Annotated in this window: 13 protein-coding genes and 7 tRNA genes; 16 read left to right on the top strand and 4 right to left on the bottom strand. The window is 33.1% G+C overall.

Annotated elements, in window-relative coordinates:
- Positions 1–88: 88 nt before the first annotated feature.
- From EFREU_RS03170 to EFREU_RS03120, 11 genes are all read left to right on the top strand, one after another.
- Positions 89–520: a hypothetical protein gene (locus tag EFREU_RS03170; protein WP_100609691.1), complete on the top strand. Its 432-nt coding sequence runs from the start codon at positions 89–91 to the stop codon at positions 518–520.
- Between the two features lie 120 nt (positions 521–640).
- The gene (locus tag EFREU_RS03165) at positions 641–1,492 is read left to right on the top strand and encodes a bifunctional 5,10-methylenetetrahydrofolate dehydrogenase/5,10-methenyltetrahydrofolate cyclohydrolase (protein WP_100609828.1); all 852 of its coding nucleotides are present in this window, start codon (positions 641–643) and stop codon (positions 1,490–1,492) included.
- Between the two features lie 49 nt (positions 1,493–1,541).
- Positions 1,542–1,617 (top strand) — tRNA-Thr (locus tag EFREU_RS03160).
- Positions 1,618–1,655: 38 nt separating this feature from the next.
- A complete protein-coding gene (locus EFREU_RS03155; protein ID WP_100609689.1) occupies positions 1,656–2,264 on the top strand; it encodes a hypothetical protein in 609 nt (202 codons plus the stop codon).
- A gap of 115 nt (positions 2,265–2,379) precedes the next feature.
- A tRNA-Asn gene (locus EFREU_RS03150) sits at positions 2,380–2,455 on the top strand.
- A gap of 7 nt (positions 2,456–2,462) precedes the next feature.
- A tRNA-Glu gene (locus EFREU_RS03145) sits at positions 2,463–2,538 on the top strand.
- Between the two features lie 5 nt (positions 2,539–2,543).
- A tRNA-Val gene (locus EFREU_RS03140) sits at positions 2,544–2,619 on the top strand.
- A 12-nt stretch (positions 2,620–2,631) separates the two neighbouring features.
- Positions 2,632–2,707: transfer RNA gene (locus EFREU_RS03135), tRNA-Thr, on the top strand.
- A gap of 216 nt (positions 2,708–2,923) precedes the next feature.
- On the top strand, positions 2,924–3,460 hold the full coding sequence (locus tag EFREU_RS03130) for a hypothetical protein (protein WP_100609688.1): 537 nt from the start codon (positions 2,924–2,926) through the stop codon (positions 3,458–3,460).
- A gap of 425 nt (positions 3,461–3,885) precedes the next feature.
- The gene (locus EFREU_RS03125) at positions 3,886–5,571 is read left to right on the top strand and encodes an AAA family ATPase (protein ID WP_100609687.1); all 1,686 of its coding nucleotides are present in this window, start codon (positions 3,886–3,888) and stop codon (positions 5,569–5,571) included.
- Between the two features lie 3 nt (positions 5,572–5,574).
- Positions 5,575–6,249, top strand: coding sequence for a hypothetical protein (locus EFREU_RS03120; protein WP_100609686.1), 675 nt, complete (start codon positions 5,575–5,577; stop codon positions 6,247–6,249).
- Positions 6,250–6,270: 21 nt separating this feature from the next.
- On the opposite strand, the gene EFREU_RS03115 is transcribed toward EFREU_RS03120, so the two are convergent.
- The 4 genes from EFREU_RS03115 to EFREU_RS03100 all read right to left on the bottom strand — a co-directional run bounded on the left by EFREU_RS03115 (position 6,271) and on the right by EFREU_RS03100 (position 12,544).
- Positions 6,271–6,807, bottom strand: a complete 537-nt coding sequence (locus EFREU_RS03115; RefSeq protein WP_100609684.1) for a ferritin-like domain-containing protein — start codon at positions 6,805–6,807, stop codon at positions 6,271–6,273.
- A gap of 105 nt (positions 6,808–6,912) precedes the next feature.
- Positions 6,913–8,712, bottom strand: coding sequence for an APC family permease (locus tag EFREU_RS03110; protein ID WP_100609682.1), 1,800 nt, complete (start codon positions 8,710–8,712; stop codon positions 6,913–6,915).
- Complete coding sequence (gene pgmB / locus EFREU_RS03105) at positions 8,699–11,722, bottom strand: beta-phosphoglucomutase (protein ID WP_100609680.1); 3,024 nt, start codon at positions 11,720–11,722, stop codon at positions 8,699–8,701. The genes EFREU_RS03110 and pgmB overlap by 14 nt, the downstream gene beginning before the upstream one ends.
- Positions 11,723–11,851: 129 nt before the next feature.
- On the bottom strand, positions 11,852–12,544 hold the full coding sequence (locus EFREU_RS03100; protein ID WP_157844568.1) for a GntR family transcriptional regulator: 693 nt from the start codon (positions 12,542–12,544) through the stop codon (positions 11,852–11,854).
- Between the two features lie 199 nt (positions 12,545–12,743).
- On the opposite strand from EFREU_RS03100, the gene EFREU_RS03095 reads away from it, so the two are divergent.
- The 5 genes from EFREU_RS03095 to EFREU_RS03075 all read left to right on the top strand — a co-directional run bounded on the left by EFREU_RS03095 (position 12,744) and on the right by EFREU_RS03075 (position 16,405).
- Positions 12,744–12,819 (top strand) — tRNA-Lys (locus EFREU_RS03095).
- A 4-nt stretch (positions 12,820–12,823) separates the two neighbouring features.
- Positions 12,824–12,907 (top strand) — tRNA-Leu (locus EFREU_RS03090).
- 107 nt (positions 12,908–13,014) lie between these two features.
- Positions 13,015–14,037, top strand: coding sequence for a fructose-bisphosphatase class II (locus EFREU_RS03085; protein ID WP_100609676.1), 1,023 nt, complete (start codon positions 13,015–13,017; stop codon positions 14,035–14,037).
- Between the two features lie 141 nt (positions 14,038–14,178).
- Positions 14,179–14,976 carry an SDR family NAD(P)-dependent oxidoreductase gene (locus EFREU_RS03080; RefSeq protein ID WP_157844567.1) on the top strand — a complete coding sequence of 266 codons (798 nt, stop codon included), beginning with the start codon at positions 14,179–14,181 and terminating at the stop codon, positions 14,974–14,976.
- A 16-nt stretch (positions 14,977–14,992) separates the two neighbouring features.
- Positions 14,993–16,405 (top strand): PTS transporter subunit EIIC, encoded by a 1,413-nt coding sequence (locus EFREU_RS03075; protein ID WP_100609673.1) that lies wholly within the window; start codon positions 14,993–14,995, stop codon positions 16,403–16,405.
- The last annotated feature ends 1 nt before the right edge of the window (position 16,406 follow it).

The following is a 16,406-nucleotide window of genomic DNA, read 5'->3' as shown; positions in this document are numbered from 1 at the left end:
CTAGAAACCCAAAACCCCCAATGGAGGGGTTTTTAAATAGCCTTAATTACGATAAAATAGTTAACAATGAAAGTCAAAAGAGGACTAAATGCAAGTTAATTATCCCCGTCGTGACGAAAATGTCCACCAACGTTATACATTATGAAATGTAGCCTATATTATGATGATTATTATGACCATCTTAAGCGTTGTTATTCTAACACCACTACTTTTAGGAACAGCTGATATTTACTTACTTTTCTTAGCTATTATGGTACTTTTGCCATTGGCTTGAATGATTCCGATGACAATTATGGTCAAGCGTTGTCGTAATGAGGTAGGTACCCCTAATGAGAAAAATCATTTAGCCTTAGCAATTTGTTGTACTTTGTTTGCCGGTATCATCCCTGGTATTTTGGCTATTGTGGCTACATCATTATTTGTCCCACGTGAAGTGCAATTTGGAGGGACAAGTTATGAAGGAACTGATGGCTATAATGGTAATGGTGGACAACCAAATAATAACTTCGGCCAAGAATAAATATTTTCGATAATTAGCGCTAATTAGCGCTAATTTGTTTTTTAACGAAAAAAAATTTAAAATATTGGTATTGATAAGGGCTCAAGATAAACCCTAAATAGTATAGGTCTGGTGAAAAAAATGAAGCTTTTAGATGGCAAAATGGTCGCCCAAAACCGGCGTCAAAATTTGCAAAAACAAATCGCAACCAACTTATCACAAGGGAAACGCCATCCCAAGTTAGTAGTGATCATGGTTGGACATAATGAGGCTAGCGAAGTTTATGTAAAACATAAAATTAAAGCTGCCAAGGAGGTAGGTATTGTGGGCGAAGTTCATCACTTTGCTTCAGATGTCGAACCCAATGAACTTTACCAAGCAATTGAAACTTTGAATAATGATTCAGAAGTAGATGGTATTTTATTACAACTGCCCTTACCCCCCAAATTTAACGAAGAAGATTACTTACAAGCTATTGCTCCTCATAAAGATGTTGATGGTTTTCATTACCAAAACCAAGGTCGTCTTTTACAAGGGTACGAAACGATCGCCCCTTGTACTCCCTTAGGGGTGATTAACCTTCTCGATTCCTACGAAATTCCCATTAAAGGCCAAAATGTCACGATTATTGGGACATCGAACATTGTGGGGAAACCACTGGGAATTATGTTATTAAACTTAGGAGCGACTGTTACTTTTTGTAACCGCAATACTAAAGATTTAAAAATGATGGCTCAAACCGCAGATATATTGGTGTCTGGAACTGGACAACAATTCATTATAACTGGTGATATGGTAAAATTAGGGTCGGTAGTGATTGATATTGGCATTATTCGCAACCCAAAAACAAACCGCTTGGTCGGTGATGTTGATTTTGAAGCAGTAGCACCAAAAACAAGTTATATTACTCCGGTTCCGGGAGGAGTGGGGCCAATGACGGTCGTCACCCTTTTGGAAAATACTTATAAACTTTATTTGCAACATTTAAGTTAAGTGGTTTACAATCATTAAAACTAACCTAAGCATTTAAAGTTGCTTTTTCGCTGGCGTAGCTCCAATGGTAGAGCAACTGACTCGTAATCAGTAGGCTGTGAGTTCGATTCTCACCGCCAGCACCATTTTTGAAATTAAAATTAGAAAAACAATGAGGTAGAACATGGCAACCATGAAACGAAAATATAAGTTTAGTCCAATCTTTAAAATGGGTTCAGTTTGAATTTTAGTTTTTTCGGCAATCGGAGTCGCAGGTGCAATTGCACTCTTTATGTTTGGAATTGCTTGAATTTTTATGGGAGTTTATAACAATGGGGGAGCAAATAAAGACTCTCACCTAACTTGAGGAATCGTAATGATGTGCTTAGGAAGTTACTTGGTTCTTATGAATGCCTTTTCTTTAGCAGTTAATTGCTTAGCAATTAACCGTAAAAGTGCTCGGAAAACTCTCTTTATTGCTGTTTTAGCGATTTTGGCTATCGTTCCAATGATTGGAGGAATCATCATGCTTTTCACACCAATGGATCTTGTTGATGCCCAAGGTAGTAAAAGCTCACACAACCACCCAACAACACCAAAACGTCCCCAACCACAACAGGAAATAATCGTGACTAAAGAAATCGATTATGACAATGACGAAAGAGAAATTATGGCTAATAAACTCCGTAGTTTAAAGCTTCGCATTGATCAAGGTGTGGCAACAGAAGAAGAAAAAAACGAATTCGAATGACTCTTAACTGAGTACCGCACGTTATATCCAAAAGTAGGTTAAAAACCCTACTTTTTTTATTTAAAAAAACCTAAAATTTTCTTCTTTTTAATTGTTTACATCACCAATTTATTGTGGTATCATTATTCTTGTCTTAGGAATAAGAACACAATAATATGGCTTTTTAGCTCAGTTGGTAGAGCAACCGGCTGTTAACCGGTTTGTCACAGGTTCGAGTCCTGTAAAAGCCGCCATTTTATTGGCCTGTTGGTGAAGCGGTTAACACACACGGTTTTCATCCGTGGATACACGGGTTCGAACCCCGTACAGGCTACCAAATTTGGGGTGCTAGCTCAGTTGGGAGAGCTCCTGCCTTACAAGCAGGCGGTCAGCGGTTCGAGCCCGTTGCACCCCACCATTTTTTGTTTAAGCTGACTTAGCTCAGTTGGTAGAGCAACTGACTTGTAATCAGTAGGTCGTAGGTTCGACTCCTATAGTCAGCACCATGGCTAAGTCAAACACTCCTTTTTAAGGAGTGTTTTTTTATTTATAAATTAACAATGAGTCAATAAGACTTTGCCTAGCTATAAATTAATTAAGTTATTTTTATAATCTTCCTTCTAGACCAAATATTAAAAGTATAGTCTTTAGACAATATCGGACTAAAATGTGGGTGAGTAATACTATTTGCTACTCATTTTATAAACGGAGGAAAAGAAGTTATGAAAATCTTATTAACATCCTTATTAGGCCTATCATTACTTGGAGCTGGACTAACACCAGCAGTCTCGAGTTTAGATGGCAATAGTAGCGATACTATAACAAAACAACAAGTTAAACCCCAAACCGTCCAATACGTCTTTTTAGACAAAGCAGAATATATAGTTAATAATTCCGACGTTCAAATTAATGTCACTTTTAAATGAAATGATAAAGTTGCTCATCCCCCTAGCAGACTAGAATTTAATGGTGATGGGTTAAGTTCGATTGTCAATTGTGGTGGAACAATCTATGAACATGAATGAAGGGGTTTCCCTTTAACAATAGATAAATTTCATGTATTGCTAAATGAAGAAAACATCTCTGGGTTAGCCACACAAACAACAACTCTTTGGTTTCATTGTGGTAAGGTAGAGTCGACTGGTGATTATGAACTAACAATTTTTTATTCTGCAAGAACTATACATTCTTTATCAGATGTGACGGGGACGTTGTATTTTCCTTTAAAACAAATATTCTTTTTTGGCGATACTAAATAATCAATAAAAATAAAAACATTCGTTAAAATAACGAATGTTTTTTTGACTATTTTTGCTAGTCATTAAATATTAAGTTATTCACCCAATGAAGATTTTCATTGGGTGAATAACGTGATCGGGTTCAATTTCCCACGTTTTCCCATGCGACGGTCAAGTCCGGCCAATGAATCAGGATTCATTTTGACACGGTTTGAAACGTCTTGGTTTTCGCTAATTTATTTAAAAATCAGTTCAGGAAAAAAGTCATAAGTGTAACTTAATTTTTTAATAATAACCAAAGTTAAAAACTTTTTGAAAACATTTTATTCGTTAAATAAATATAGATACATCCTAATAATGTCTTGTTTTTTTTATATTTAAGTTTGTAAAATATATTTTGTAGCATCGTAACATTATAAAGATTATCAATTTATATAAAGGAATATATGCAACATTTAAATATCAAAAATTATCGAAATTTTGAAAATGCTAATTTCTGCATTTCCCCGTTAACAATATTGACTGGAGAAAATAATACTGGAAAAACATCACTTTTAAAATTAATGGAATCAGTAAACAACAACAAAACTTTAAACTTTCAGGGCACTTCTTTTAATGAAGTGAAAAGTAAAGATATAATAAGAAATTCAAAACAACCTTTGGAAATCTTGCTTTCTTACACCTCTAAGGAAATGGTCTCTAGGAGACTAAAAGATGTTTATTTGATGGAGAAGTATGACGTACTTATAATTAAAGACTATGATTTTCCGCTAATAAAGAAATTTTATACTTGAGATAGTTCAACCAACGAGTTAATCATATTCGAATTCGAATATGATTTTTCTAGTCTTCACCAAACAATTAACCCATCGCCAAAATTAAAAAGCATTGATATTGAACTTTTTGATTTGCCGATAGACAAAAACTTATTTCTAAAAAAAGAATCCTATGACTTTATCGGACTAATAAATAATAAAGTTAAGGAATATAAAAATAAATGAAAGTCAGAAAAAATTGTACTATCCAATTATTTAAATGCAAAAAACCACAATGAATTTCATGAAATTCATACTGATTTTTATAAATCTCAAATATTCAATATTCTTGATAGAATAAACACTTCTCTTTCTCTAGAGGAATTGTATGCTTTATTTATTTTTTGCAAAGGTAAAGAAGATGAAAAAGTTGAATTGCCAAACAAAAAAGAAATACCAAAAAATAATCGCTCATTACATAAAATCAGCGAAGCCAATATTAGAGCCTTCGAAGCCGCCACAAAAGGAAGCCGTCTTAGAAAAGCTTATAATTATTTTCAATACATTGGTCCAATTAGACCAACATTTGAAGAATTTTATGTCCAAGAAAATTTTAATAGGAGCAAACAAGAGTCTGTTAATTTCACCCATTTTGAAGCAATCAAAACTTTTTTTGATAATAAAAATATTCTTAAGGGTGAAATGGATAAATTTTTTCAATCTATTTCTAATATCCAAAGTATAGACATTGTGGAAGATATAAGAAATAATAATCCTCATGTCTATTATTATCCAATTTATAAAACTAAGTTGAATTCAACTAAAGAAAAAAAATTGAAATATTCCGGAACAGGGGTTTCACAATTGTTTCCTATTTTAGTTAACATTTTGACTAATAAGCAAAAGCTTAATCCTAATAATATTGATGTAATTAAATCCATAGCAATTGAGCAGCCAGAATTACATCTACATCCAAAAGCACAAAATAGACTAGGTTCATTTTTTATAGATTATATTCAAGACATGAAAAAATTAGAAAAAGAAATTGGTAAAAAGGAAGCTAGTGGTATTAATTTAGCAAAATTTAGAAAAACTAAACAAAATTTAGAAAACACATATTTAGTCATCGAAACACATTCTACGTTTATTATAGATTCTATGCGAAAATCTATAAATAAAATATATAAAAATAAAGATACCAATGACTTTAATGAATCATCGATAAACAATGAAATAAATATTCTATTTCTTTTCAATAAAACAAAAAGCACAAATATTGATTATTTTTCAATTAATGAAAAAGGAAGATTGGATGGCAATTACAAAAATTATGTTGACTTTTATATAAATGATGCGTTTGAAATGCTAGGTATTTAATACATGGCAAAATATAAAATGATTATTGATGTGTGTCTTTTCATTGACTATCGCCAACGCGGAGCTAATAATCCAGTCTCTATAAAAATTGGTGCTCCTAATTGGTTCACTATTCCAGAAAGCTACCAAAATTTTGAAAAATTATTGAAAACTGGTCGTGACTATGAACACTTTTTAATAGGAACTAAACTCAAAACCGAATTTTCTAACCTTTGCAATGGTAAAAGCCCAAATAAAAAATCAAAAAATAATGATGAAGGGATTGATAGAGGGCTAGCCTTTATGAAGTGATATAACGCTTGTACAGAAAGTACGGATGCAATAGATGTCCAATTTGAGATTGATCCAATCAAAAGAATAGTGAAGACAAATTTGGAAGATAAAAAATTTGATGAATATGTGACTGAGTATATAAATAAACGAAAAGAAGATATTATAAAATTTAAAGATAAACACCTTTCAAAATTTCCAAAAGATCAAAAACCGGCTAATTGTAAAATTAATGATTGACATATTATTTCAGCTTGTGCTCAAGGTAATATTAAACAAATCCATACTACTGATGAGAAATTGTCCTTTATGTTACTGCCTTTACTAAATGAATTTCACAATGAGTTAAAACAATTACCTGAGTTATTTGGAAGGAATAATTACATGTTAAAAAAAGAAGGTCTTTAAAGACCTTCTTTTTTTATTAATTTAGTCAGCAATGAAGATTTTCATTGGGTGAATAACGTGATCAGGTTCAATTTCCCCACGTTTTCCCATGCGACGGTCAAGTCCGGCCAATGACTCAGGATTCATTTTGACACGGTCTAAAACGTCTTGGTTTTCGCTGATTTCAGTTCAGTAATCTTTAATAAATCAGTTATAAAAGTCTGAAACTAAGTAATCTCCAGCTTTATAAGCATTGTCTTTTAATTTAGTTACTTTAGCCAAAGTATCTTGACGCATTTTAATGTAGTATTGGATAGCTTCTGCTGGATTGTCTATTTTAAAAGGTTTGAATTGTGGTGCTTCTAAAATATAATCACCAGCTCCTTCAGTTCCTTGTAAAAAATTAATAATACGACGTTGGTGCATAAATTCATCTTCGGCTTGAACTTGATAAAATCAAGCGAAACCAGGATAACCATTTTGGGCTAATTCCTTTGACAATTGCATACAGTTCATTTGAGTTAAGATATGTAAGTTTAAAAATGAAGTAATATCATTCACTAATTCTTTTTTAATCATTTTTATAGACCTCTCTAACTATTCTTAATTATGTTTTACCACATTATTATAAACGTTGGTTTTCTTATTGAGCAATTAGAGCAAGAGGACATGAGCAAATAAAAATTATTGCTTATTTTGAATTAGATTTTGAAGTTCGATTTTTGTTAAATAATCGAGATTTTGGTTTTTAGTTGTTTCTTGATTTTCCTTTTTAATTCTATTAACTTTATTTTTTAAAATAAACTTAGGTACATAAATTTGCTTTGAGCCATCTAATAAAGCTCGTTCCTTCATGTCCTTTACTAGCCCTTTGTTTATCATTATTTCTTTATAATCTTCAGTGTCTTTTCAATCTATTAAATCTTGGTAACTTTGCTTTCCTTTGGCAATTTCAGCAATGACTCAGCTTTGTTGATCATTAATATAGATTAGTTTCGCACTTAACTTTTCTTTTTGGGTTTCACTTGTGGTATTTGCTAATAGTTGCTCTAATTTTTTAATGCGATAATTATAAAACTTTTGTTTTTGTTGTAATGTCGCTCCGAGGAAGTATCAACTAATTGCTAAAGTTGTCACGACTCCAAAAGTTAAAATTTGTCATTTATTAGTTTGGAAGTCAACAAAATACATTACACATTGATAGCCCAAAAAAGCTAAAACACTTATTCAAATGGCATAAACAAATCATGAAGAACTTGTTTTTTTCTTATATGACAATACCAAGGCGGCCGAGATGACATAACCATATACGATAAACATCACAATAGAGTTAAACCCAACTAATGATGTATAATCAATCGCATTATTATTCAATATGTATGGTAAAACTAACCAAAATAGAGAAAATAAAACTGTCAAAATCATGTTTAAAAATAGGGCTTTGACGGCTAAACCTTGTTTATTAAGTACAGCCACTTTGGTCGTAATCATTTTTTGATCAACTAGTGGTTGTAACATTCCGCCACTATAAAAAGCTCCTTGCATGAAACCATTTATATTAGCAGCAATATTTGAGATGCCGACAATGACAAGTGATCCAGCTCCAAGACCTAATTGAATAATTTGGTTATTTGGGTTTTCATTAATAGTGCCCCCTAAAGAACCCATAACAAAAACTAAACCGACCATATAAAAAATAACGGCAACCATAAGGACAAGCATAATTGCTTTTGGCATAGTTTTTTTAGGATTTTTAACATTTTCACCAACAGCAGCAAAAGTTTCGAAGCCGGTGTAGGCATAGAAAAAGGCAGAAAAAGCAGTATTAAAATTGTGAGATGTTAGTTCGCCAGTATTGGCAGCGTCTTTGAAATTACCGCCTTTAGTATCCACCATGATAATAATGGCCGCCACATAAACCATGATTAGCAAAACTCATTTAACTCCACTAGTTAAATTGGTTGCTATTTTAAACACTTTAGTCCCTAATAAAACGAGAAGTGAGAGGCAAACATAAATACCAATGGAAATGAGATTTAAATACAAACGAGTTTGCTCTTCTGATCCCCACATTGTTGGGTCATACATCCCTTGGAAAGCAACCGCGAGGATGACAAGGATTGAGGCTGGGGTGGTTACTGGAATAAGGACATATTGGTAAAAACCAACCATCCAACCATTGAAACGGCCAAATGTCCGACGCGTATACTCAAAGGCTCCTCCATTTTTGTCTGAATAAACTTCAGCACATTTGGCGAAGGCTCAAGCTGCCCCTCCTGCCACGATAGCTCCTAAAATGATGATTCAAAACAAATGCATTCCAACACCAGTTTTACCGCCAAATGTTCGTGACAATGTTAGGGTAAAACCCATGGAACAAGTGTAATTAAAACCTAATCAAACAAGTTGCTTTAAGCCAATTTGAGTATCATTGCGCGAAACTCTGAAACGCTCCTTCAAATCAAGTTTTTTAAACTTCTTCATGATATATATTCCTTACTATATTTTCAATTTCTTGAGGCTTAAACTCTTGGGTTGTGGGAAAACTAAAGTCTCCTTCTAAACCAATTCCAATACTTAGCATATTGCCATTTTTAATTGCTTGAATACCAGTTATTGAATCATCCACAATAATTACTTCGTTTTTATTGAGCCCCAATTGTTGCGCTGCTGTTTCAAATAATTCGGGGTCTGGTTTTGGCTTTGTAATTTTTTTGATTTCAACAATATAATCAAAAAAATGTGTAATTCCTAATTTATCAATAATTCTTGGCGCGTTTTCAGATACGGATGCTAAGGCAATCTTGTAGTTATTGGATTTTAGATATTCTAAATTTTCAAGCATATTAGGTAAAATATTGGCCTTTGTTAGAGTTGAAAGAGAATTTACATAAATAGCGTTTTTATAGCTTAATCATTTCTCTTTTTGCTCTTGTGTCAAAGTAATTTCTGGGGCATATTTATCTAAAATTAAATCAAGACATTTAGTTCTTTCTACTCCACGAAGTTGAATTTCCATTTCATCAGGAATATTTATTCCTAGTTGTTGCGCCATTTTTTGTCAAGCTACAAAATGTAGGTCGGCTGTTTTGGTGATTACACCATCTAAATCGAAAACAAAACCCTTGATTCGCGGTAGTTTTACGACAAGTTCATTATCATTTTTTTTGATTAGGTAATTTTGATTTGCGACTCTAATTGCAACATCGCTAATGTTATTTAGTCTTCTAAGGGTTATTTCGTGCGGGGTTACTACTAAATGAAATTTATTTTTTAAATAATAAAAGTTATAACCAATTTTAGAAATGACTTTTGGCAAGTGGGGATTTATTATCAAGCCATTTGTATTTTTAATACCGCCAAAACCTTCAACGACGCATTTAATAATTCCTCCAATAGCAGCACTATGAATACCATTAGTTGAGGAAGTCATGTTAGGGCCATAATCAACTAATAAAGCTTTTTGAAAGAAATCGTAACTCAGATCAAGTTCTCCAATAAGACAAGCGGTAACCGCATGCATACTTAGCGATAACGATGAACTATGTAGCGTTCGCGCTTCATAATATTTTCAATTATTAATAATGTCTTTAGGTTTGAACTCTTCGAGCATCGTATAAAACAAAGCGACGATATCGGCTTGTTTTAGGATTTGGTAATCATTAATTTCATTTGCTGTATATTTTTTTCATAGTTCGCCTTTATTTTTTTTATAAAAAGGCATATTTTCAATTTCTTTCAAAGTTAAAAAGGTATCATTTTCTGGATAAATGCCATTGTCGTTTTTATTTGGCAAATAAAGGTTATGAGCAACTTTTTCTACTAATTTTCAGTCTTGTTTTGTTAAATTAATTTTCTTCTGAATTTTGTTTAAAAGCTGTGGTTTATTGTTCTTTAAAAAATTGTAATAACCCAAAGTTTGGTTTAAGGTTTTGGCAACCATATAATTTGTAAAAATATTATTATCAATATTTTCCTTATATTCATTAGGGCCAGTTACTTGGAGAATTTCGTATTTTCCGGTTTTACCAATAACTGCTTTTGTTGATCAAAATAAAGCGGTATCAAAAAGCATCTCATAGCCGTATTTTTCCATGAATTGAACATCGTTGGTTTGTTTAAAATACAAGTCAATGGCTCACATAATATCAGCAGAAATATGCAACTCGTTAAAAGCGGCTCATACTTTCATTCTTTTTCCAGTTTTAAAATCGACCTCGCCTCATGTCGGACACGTTTCGCCATCGTTTTTTCAAGAGGTTTCTCAAGGTCACATGGCTCCTTTAACATTGTTAGCTTTAGCTTTAATATGGGCTGATGGTTTTACAAAGTAACGATGTTCTAAAAGCTCTCTAGCTTTTTGAGGATTGTTATAAATGTAAAATGGCAAAATGTAAATTTCTGTATCCCAAAAGGTGTGACCTTTATATTCTTCACCAACTCATCCTTTAGCATCAATGTTCAGACGTTTGTCATACCAAGGAGTTAATTTGTGAAGTTGATAGTTTGCCAAACGAACTAATAAAACATCCAAATCATTTTGCGATTCTATTTCCAACCCTGATTGAGCCATTTTTTCTTGAAAAATTGGCTCATGTTCCTGAAAATTATTGCTGAAACGTTTTGAAGCATAATTCTTAAGGTTTATAGCATAATCGGTTAAGAGTGTTTCGTAATCTTTTTTCTGGAAATCAAAATCACGAGTTGTATAAACTGTCGAAAATGCTTCAATGGTTAATTCTTCGTTATTTTTTAATTCAAACTCAAAATCTTGGTAAACTTTCCGGCGATCATAGCCATAAACAGATAAAAGAGCATTATTAGTATTAGTTAATTTTTGATTATTTAAATAAAAGTTAAATAATCGATTATAGAAAAAAGTAATTTTGTTATTAGTTTGTAAAACATATTGTTGAACTGATTGGTTCCAGAATCGGGTATCATAATCAGTAAAATGTTGAGTTCCAGAGTTGGTAGTTTGTGTATCAATACCACCGACAAAATTTAGATTTAAGTCATTACTTAAATTTTTTATTTTTACTTGCTGGTTAATTGAATGGATATTTTTAAATGAAGTGAATGTTTCAAAAGTAAAACTTAATTTAATTGGTTTTTCTGTGCAACTTCAAACAAAACTTCTTGTTAAAAGACCATTCTTAATATTTAGAAATTTAGAATAATTGTCAACGACACCGTTATTTAAAGTCATTTTTTGTCCATTAATTATAAACTCCATATTAAGAATATCTGCCCCATTCGGTAATTCTGGGACCTCATCGCCGGGAGGGGTGCTAAAAGTGCCGCCGACAAATAAACCATAGTGGCGATTAGCATAATTTTCCTCAGTGGTGGCTCTCAAACCTAGATAGCCATTGCCAAGTGAAAAAATGGTTTCAAACTTCCCAAGGTTTTGCTCTTGAAATTCAGTTTCTTCTAGAGCCCAATTTTTCTCACCATCAATTTCCTTTTGATAATTTAGAAATCTATTTTCCATAAAATCCTCCTGACTTGAATGTAGAATTTTATCAATAAAAATATAAGAACTTTTTGTCTAAAACTTGTATATACAAGAAAAAAGTCCCGTGTTTACAGGACTTCTTAGCATAAAAACTTGTATATACAACTAGAAAAATTTCACTCAATTTTGAACAAAATCATCTGGATCATACCTTCTTTGGTAAAGTTCCACAAATTTACCATCTTTAGAAATAATTGAACCGTAGACTGTCGGAATTAATTCCTTCTCGTGTAATAAACTTAATAAATGAACATCTTGACTATTCTTTTCTTCCACAAAGGCTTTGTTAATTTGTTTATCTAAAGGAATATTATTTTCCGCAATAAAACTTAAAAGCGAATGGGTAATTTTAGTTAAGTCAATTTCGTCAAATAATGGTTTGAGAATAAAAGAATTGTTGTAAAGGCGTGGTTTGTCTTTCTTGTCATAAAAAACTTTTGTATATCCAAAATAATCATTAATATTAATATTTGTTGAACTAATATTTAATTTTTCAAGGATATCATAAAAAATGTTTTGGTTATTTAGAGTGATAACTTTTCTTTTTTCATAGGATTCTGAACCAATTGAATAAAGTTTTGAAAAGGCAAAGGAAGGACTCGTAAAATAACCGCTTCCCTTAACCGAATAAATATAACCTTGACTTTGTAATAAAGCTAAGTCCTTACGTACCGTAACTCGCGAAACTTTGAATTTGGTTGCTAAAAAGTTTTCACTCGGTAATTGAAAACCATCTTCATCCTTGTGAACATCAATTAAATTTAAAATATAGGTACAAATTTTGCTAGATAGTGCCATTTTATTAAAACCTACTCGAGTCCATAGTATCATTTAAAAAATAAAATACGTCTTTAAAAAATAGTTTTGGTTAAGCCTTTTTCCGATTTTTTCACTTTTAGGAAACCCAAAGATTGTTTTATTAATTTATAATTAATCTTGCTATTTTTCTTATTGAAAGCTTATTAATTAAATGTTAAAATTACTTGGTGTATTAGTCGACTCGTTAGCTCAGCAGGTAGAGCAACTGGCTTTTAACCAGTGGGTCCGGAGTTCGAATCTCCGACGAGTCACCATTCTGCGGGATTGGCGGAATTGGCAGACGCACTAGACTTAGGATCTAGCGTCTTTGACGTAAGGGTTCGACTCCCTTATCCCGCACCATTCAAAATTAACCCAACCTTTTGGTTGGGTTTTTTTATTATTTAAAAAACTTGGTAAGATTAAAAATAGTCAGAAATAAAAATTAAGAAAAGGTAGATAAAACCGAAATGAATAAAGATATGGTTTTGTTGCGAGCTGTCGAAATGGCGGCTATTGCAAGTTATAAATACATTGGTAAGAAGGATAAAAATGCTCTTGATGGAGCAGCTGTTGAAGCCATGAAAGTGATGCTTGGTAAGAATATCGGCATTAAGCTAAGAGTTGTTAATGGCGAAGGGGAATTGGATAACGCCCCAATGTTCTATTATGGGCAAATCCTTGGTGATGTTGATAATCCTCATGCTCCTACTTTGGACATGAGCGTTGATCCAGTAGAAGGTACTAACCCGGCGGCTTATAACTTTGCAGGCTCAATTGCCACTATTGCTGTTAGTCGCGAAGGAACAATGAAACAATTTCCGGAAATGTATATGGAAAAACTCTTTATTTCGCCTTCGCTAGCAGGAATGGTTGATTTTCAAGAACCGTTACCAAAGATTGTTAAAGGCTTACAAAAAAAACTTCAGAAAAAAACCTTAAAAGCCATTATTTTAGATAAACCGCGTCATGAGAAAATTGTCAAAGAATTAGATAATTTAGGAGTTATCGTGCGTTTGATTAAAGATGGTGATGTACTTGGTGCAATTGATGTTGTCAATGGCGAAGCTGACTTCGTCTACGGTGTTGGTGGGGCTCCGGAAGCGGTTCTAATGGCCTCATTAGCGATTGCATCGGGGGCAGAAATGAGTGCTCGATTAGTGCCTTATCAAGAAGTTTGACTAGATGAATCAGAAACTAAAGAGCGCCAAGACTTAGAAGAAAAATGGCTCGCAAAGCAAACAAATTTACAATGGACCACGTTAATGATGGCTCCTGATTTGGTTAATGACCCAAGGACTCGCTTTTTTGCTGCTGGAATTACAGCAGGGGGTACTTTAAAGCCGATTGATTATTTAAATGGAAAATTTTATATCAATACTTTTATGGCATCTCATGGGATTGTGCGTAATTTAACAACTACTTATGATGTTAGTCAAATTAATAATTTGAAACCAGAAGTGAAATATCTTTTTGATAAATATCACCGTTAAAAAATTTCGGTGATATTTTTTTATAAAATCATAGTAAGCAAATAACTATACCAAAAGATAGTGCCATATTTAGCAAAAATAACTAAAAACTTAAAATTTTGTTTGCTGAGAAGCACTAATTAGGAAGAAATGGGGTTTATAATGGACAAGACCAAGGTAATGACTAAAATTGGAATTGTAACAGGAGCTACTGGTGGTCTCGGTCATGCTTTTGTGCAAATACTAATGGAGAATGACGACCTTGAAGAAATTTGGGTTATCGCCCGCGACCAAACAAAACTTGATTCCCTAAAAACGGAATATGGCGATAAAATTCGTACCTGGTCTTTAGATTTGTCTGATCATAAAAGTTTTGACACTATCAAGGCTGCTTTAGTTAAAGAACGGAATTATGACATTATCTACTTAATCAATTGTGCCGGTTATGGAAAAATTGGTGATTATAGCGATTTAAATATTACCGAATCATTTAATATGATTGATTTAAACTGCGGCAGCATTTTGGGAATGTGCGTCACTTGTATTCCGTATATGGAAGCGGAAGCTCATATAATTAACATTGCTTCGCAATTATCTTCTTTTCCAACACCTTATTTTGCCATTTATAGTGCCACAAAAGCTTTTGTAAAAAGTTATTCACGAGCTTTAAACGTCGAATTAAATAGGGCTAAGAATATTTCGGTGACTACGGCTTGCCCAGAGTGAATTGATACAGATTTTTTAAATGTCATGCAAGAAAATAATCCGTCAGTGGTAGTAGTTCAGTATAAAAATATGAAACCGGCTTATGAAATAGCTCGACGTGCCATGGATGATGCTTTAAATAATAAAGACATCTCTTTATATGGTTGAAAAACTAAATGGCATTATTTTTGAGCAAAAATATTACCCCAAAAATGAGTAATGAGATATTGGTTACATCAACAAAAAATTAAATAAAATAAGGTAAAAATAAATGGCTAATTCTGCTAATAAACAAAACTTCTTAGTGCCACTTTCGCAACCGCAAGGTCCTATGAAAAAAAGGCACCGTTTTAACCAAGTCATGAGTGAAATTATTAACCCGATTATTCCAGCCTTTATTGGGGCTGGACTTTTGGGTGGTGTAGGCAATTTGATTAGTTCTTTTGGCCCAGATAATCCCTCGACAGTTGCGTGAAGCAACTTTTTTAGTCTTTTATTAAATCTACTGACTAGTCTTTTTATTATTTTGATTGGTTGGAATGCTGGTAAAAAGTTTGGCACCCAAGCCGCTATTACAGCCTTAATAGCAGCTTTATATTGCAATTTTGTTGCATTAAATATCGGTCAACTTTTCGTTCTTAAAGATGAATATTATCACTTCCTTAACTGACAAATTCCTCGTCAAGATCTTGATAAATACTGAATTACTAAAGGTTTAATGGTAATTAATAACGACGGTTCTTTGACACTTGGCGCTCCACGAGCTGGTTTGATTGGTGCTTTTTTTGCGATAGCCTTTGCCATTGGTCTTGAAAAATTATTCAATCGCTTTATCAAGGGATTTTGACAACTCTTAATCACTCCAACTTTAGTGATGCTACTAACATTACTGGTAAGTTTCTTAGTTATTATTCCTCTCGGTTATTATTTTTTCACTGGTTTAACTTGGCTCTTTTTGCACCTTTACCAAAATCCCTTTGGCGCTGCTTTGCTTGGGGGAACTTACCTTATGGCGGTAATGTTTGGTATTCATCAAGGGTTTTTTCCCATTTATTTAATGCTTTTCACCTCTACAGGCTTAAATAGCCTTTTCCCAATTATGATTATGGGAGCTGCCTCACAAGTTGGAGTCGGTTTAGCTTTGTTAATAATCGCCAAAAAGCAGCACCAAAAACCATTACAAGAAAAAATTTTGGGAGCTTTAGTGCCAGCTTTGTTTGGTATTACGGAGCCCCTAACGTATGGCATCACGATGCCCCGAGGAAAACCCCTCTATTTATCTTGTTTGGGAGGTTTTGTGGGCGGCTTTTTAATTGGTGCCCTCAATACTTGGTTTGGAATAGAACTCGGTGTTACGGCCCCAATTACGCCCGGAGGATTAACAGCTTTATTATTAATTACGACTTCCGCTCACCAAACAGCTTTAGCTATGTTAATCTATTTAGTTTTATTAATCACCATGTATCTTCTTGGTTTTGGGCTTGGTTTTATCGGCTATAGTGCTTGTTTTCGTTTTGCGAGCCAAAAAAAATATCTCGAAAGCCAAGGCAAGCAGGGCTATGTTAAAAAAAGCCGTTACTATTGTTGATATTATCTCGGTGGTTGTTTTTGGTATGCCTTTTACCTCTATCCCAAACTTCCTCACGAAGAAAAAAAGGCTTGAAAAGCCTTTGTCCTTGTTTAAA

The organism is Entomoplasma freundtii (genome assembly GCF_002804205.1).
Classification (GTDB): domain Bacteria; phylum Bacillota_I; class Bacilli_A; order Mycoplasmatales; family Mycoplasmataceae; genus Williamsoniiplasma; species Williamsoniiplasma freundtii.
The sequence above is the reverse complement of the archived record's forward strand: the minus strand, read 5'-3'. Positions and strand labels throughout refer to the sequence as shown.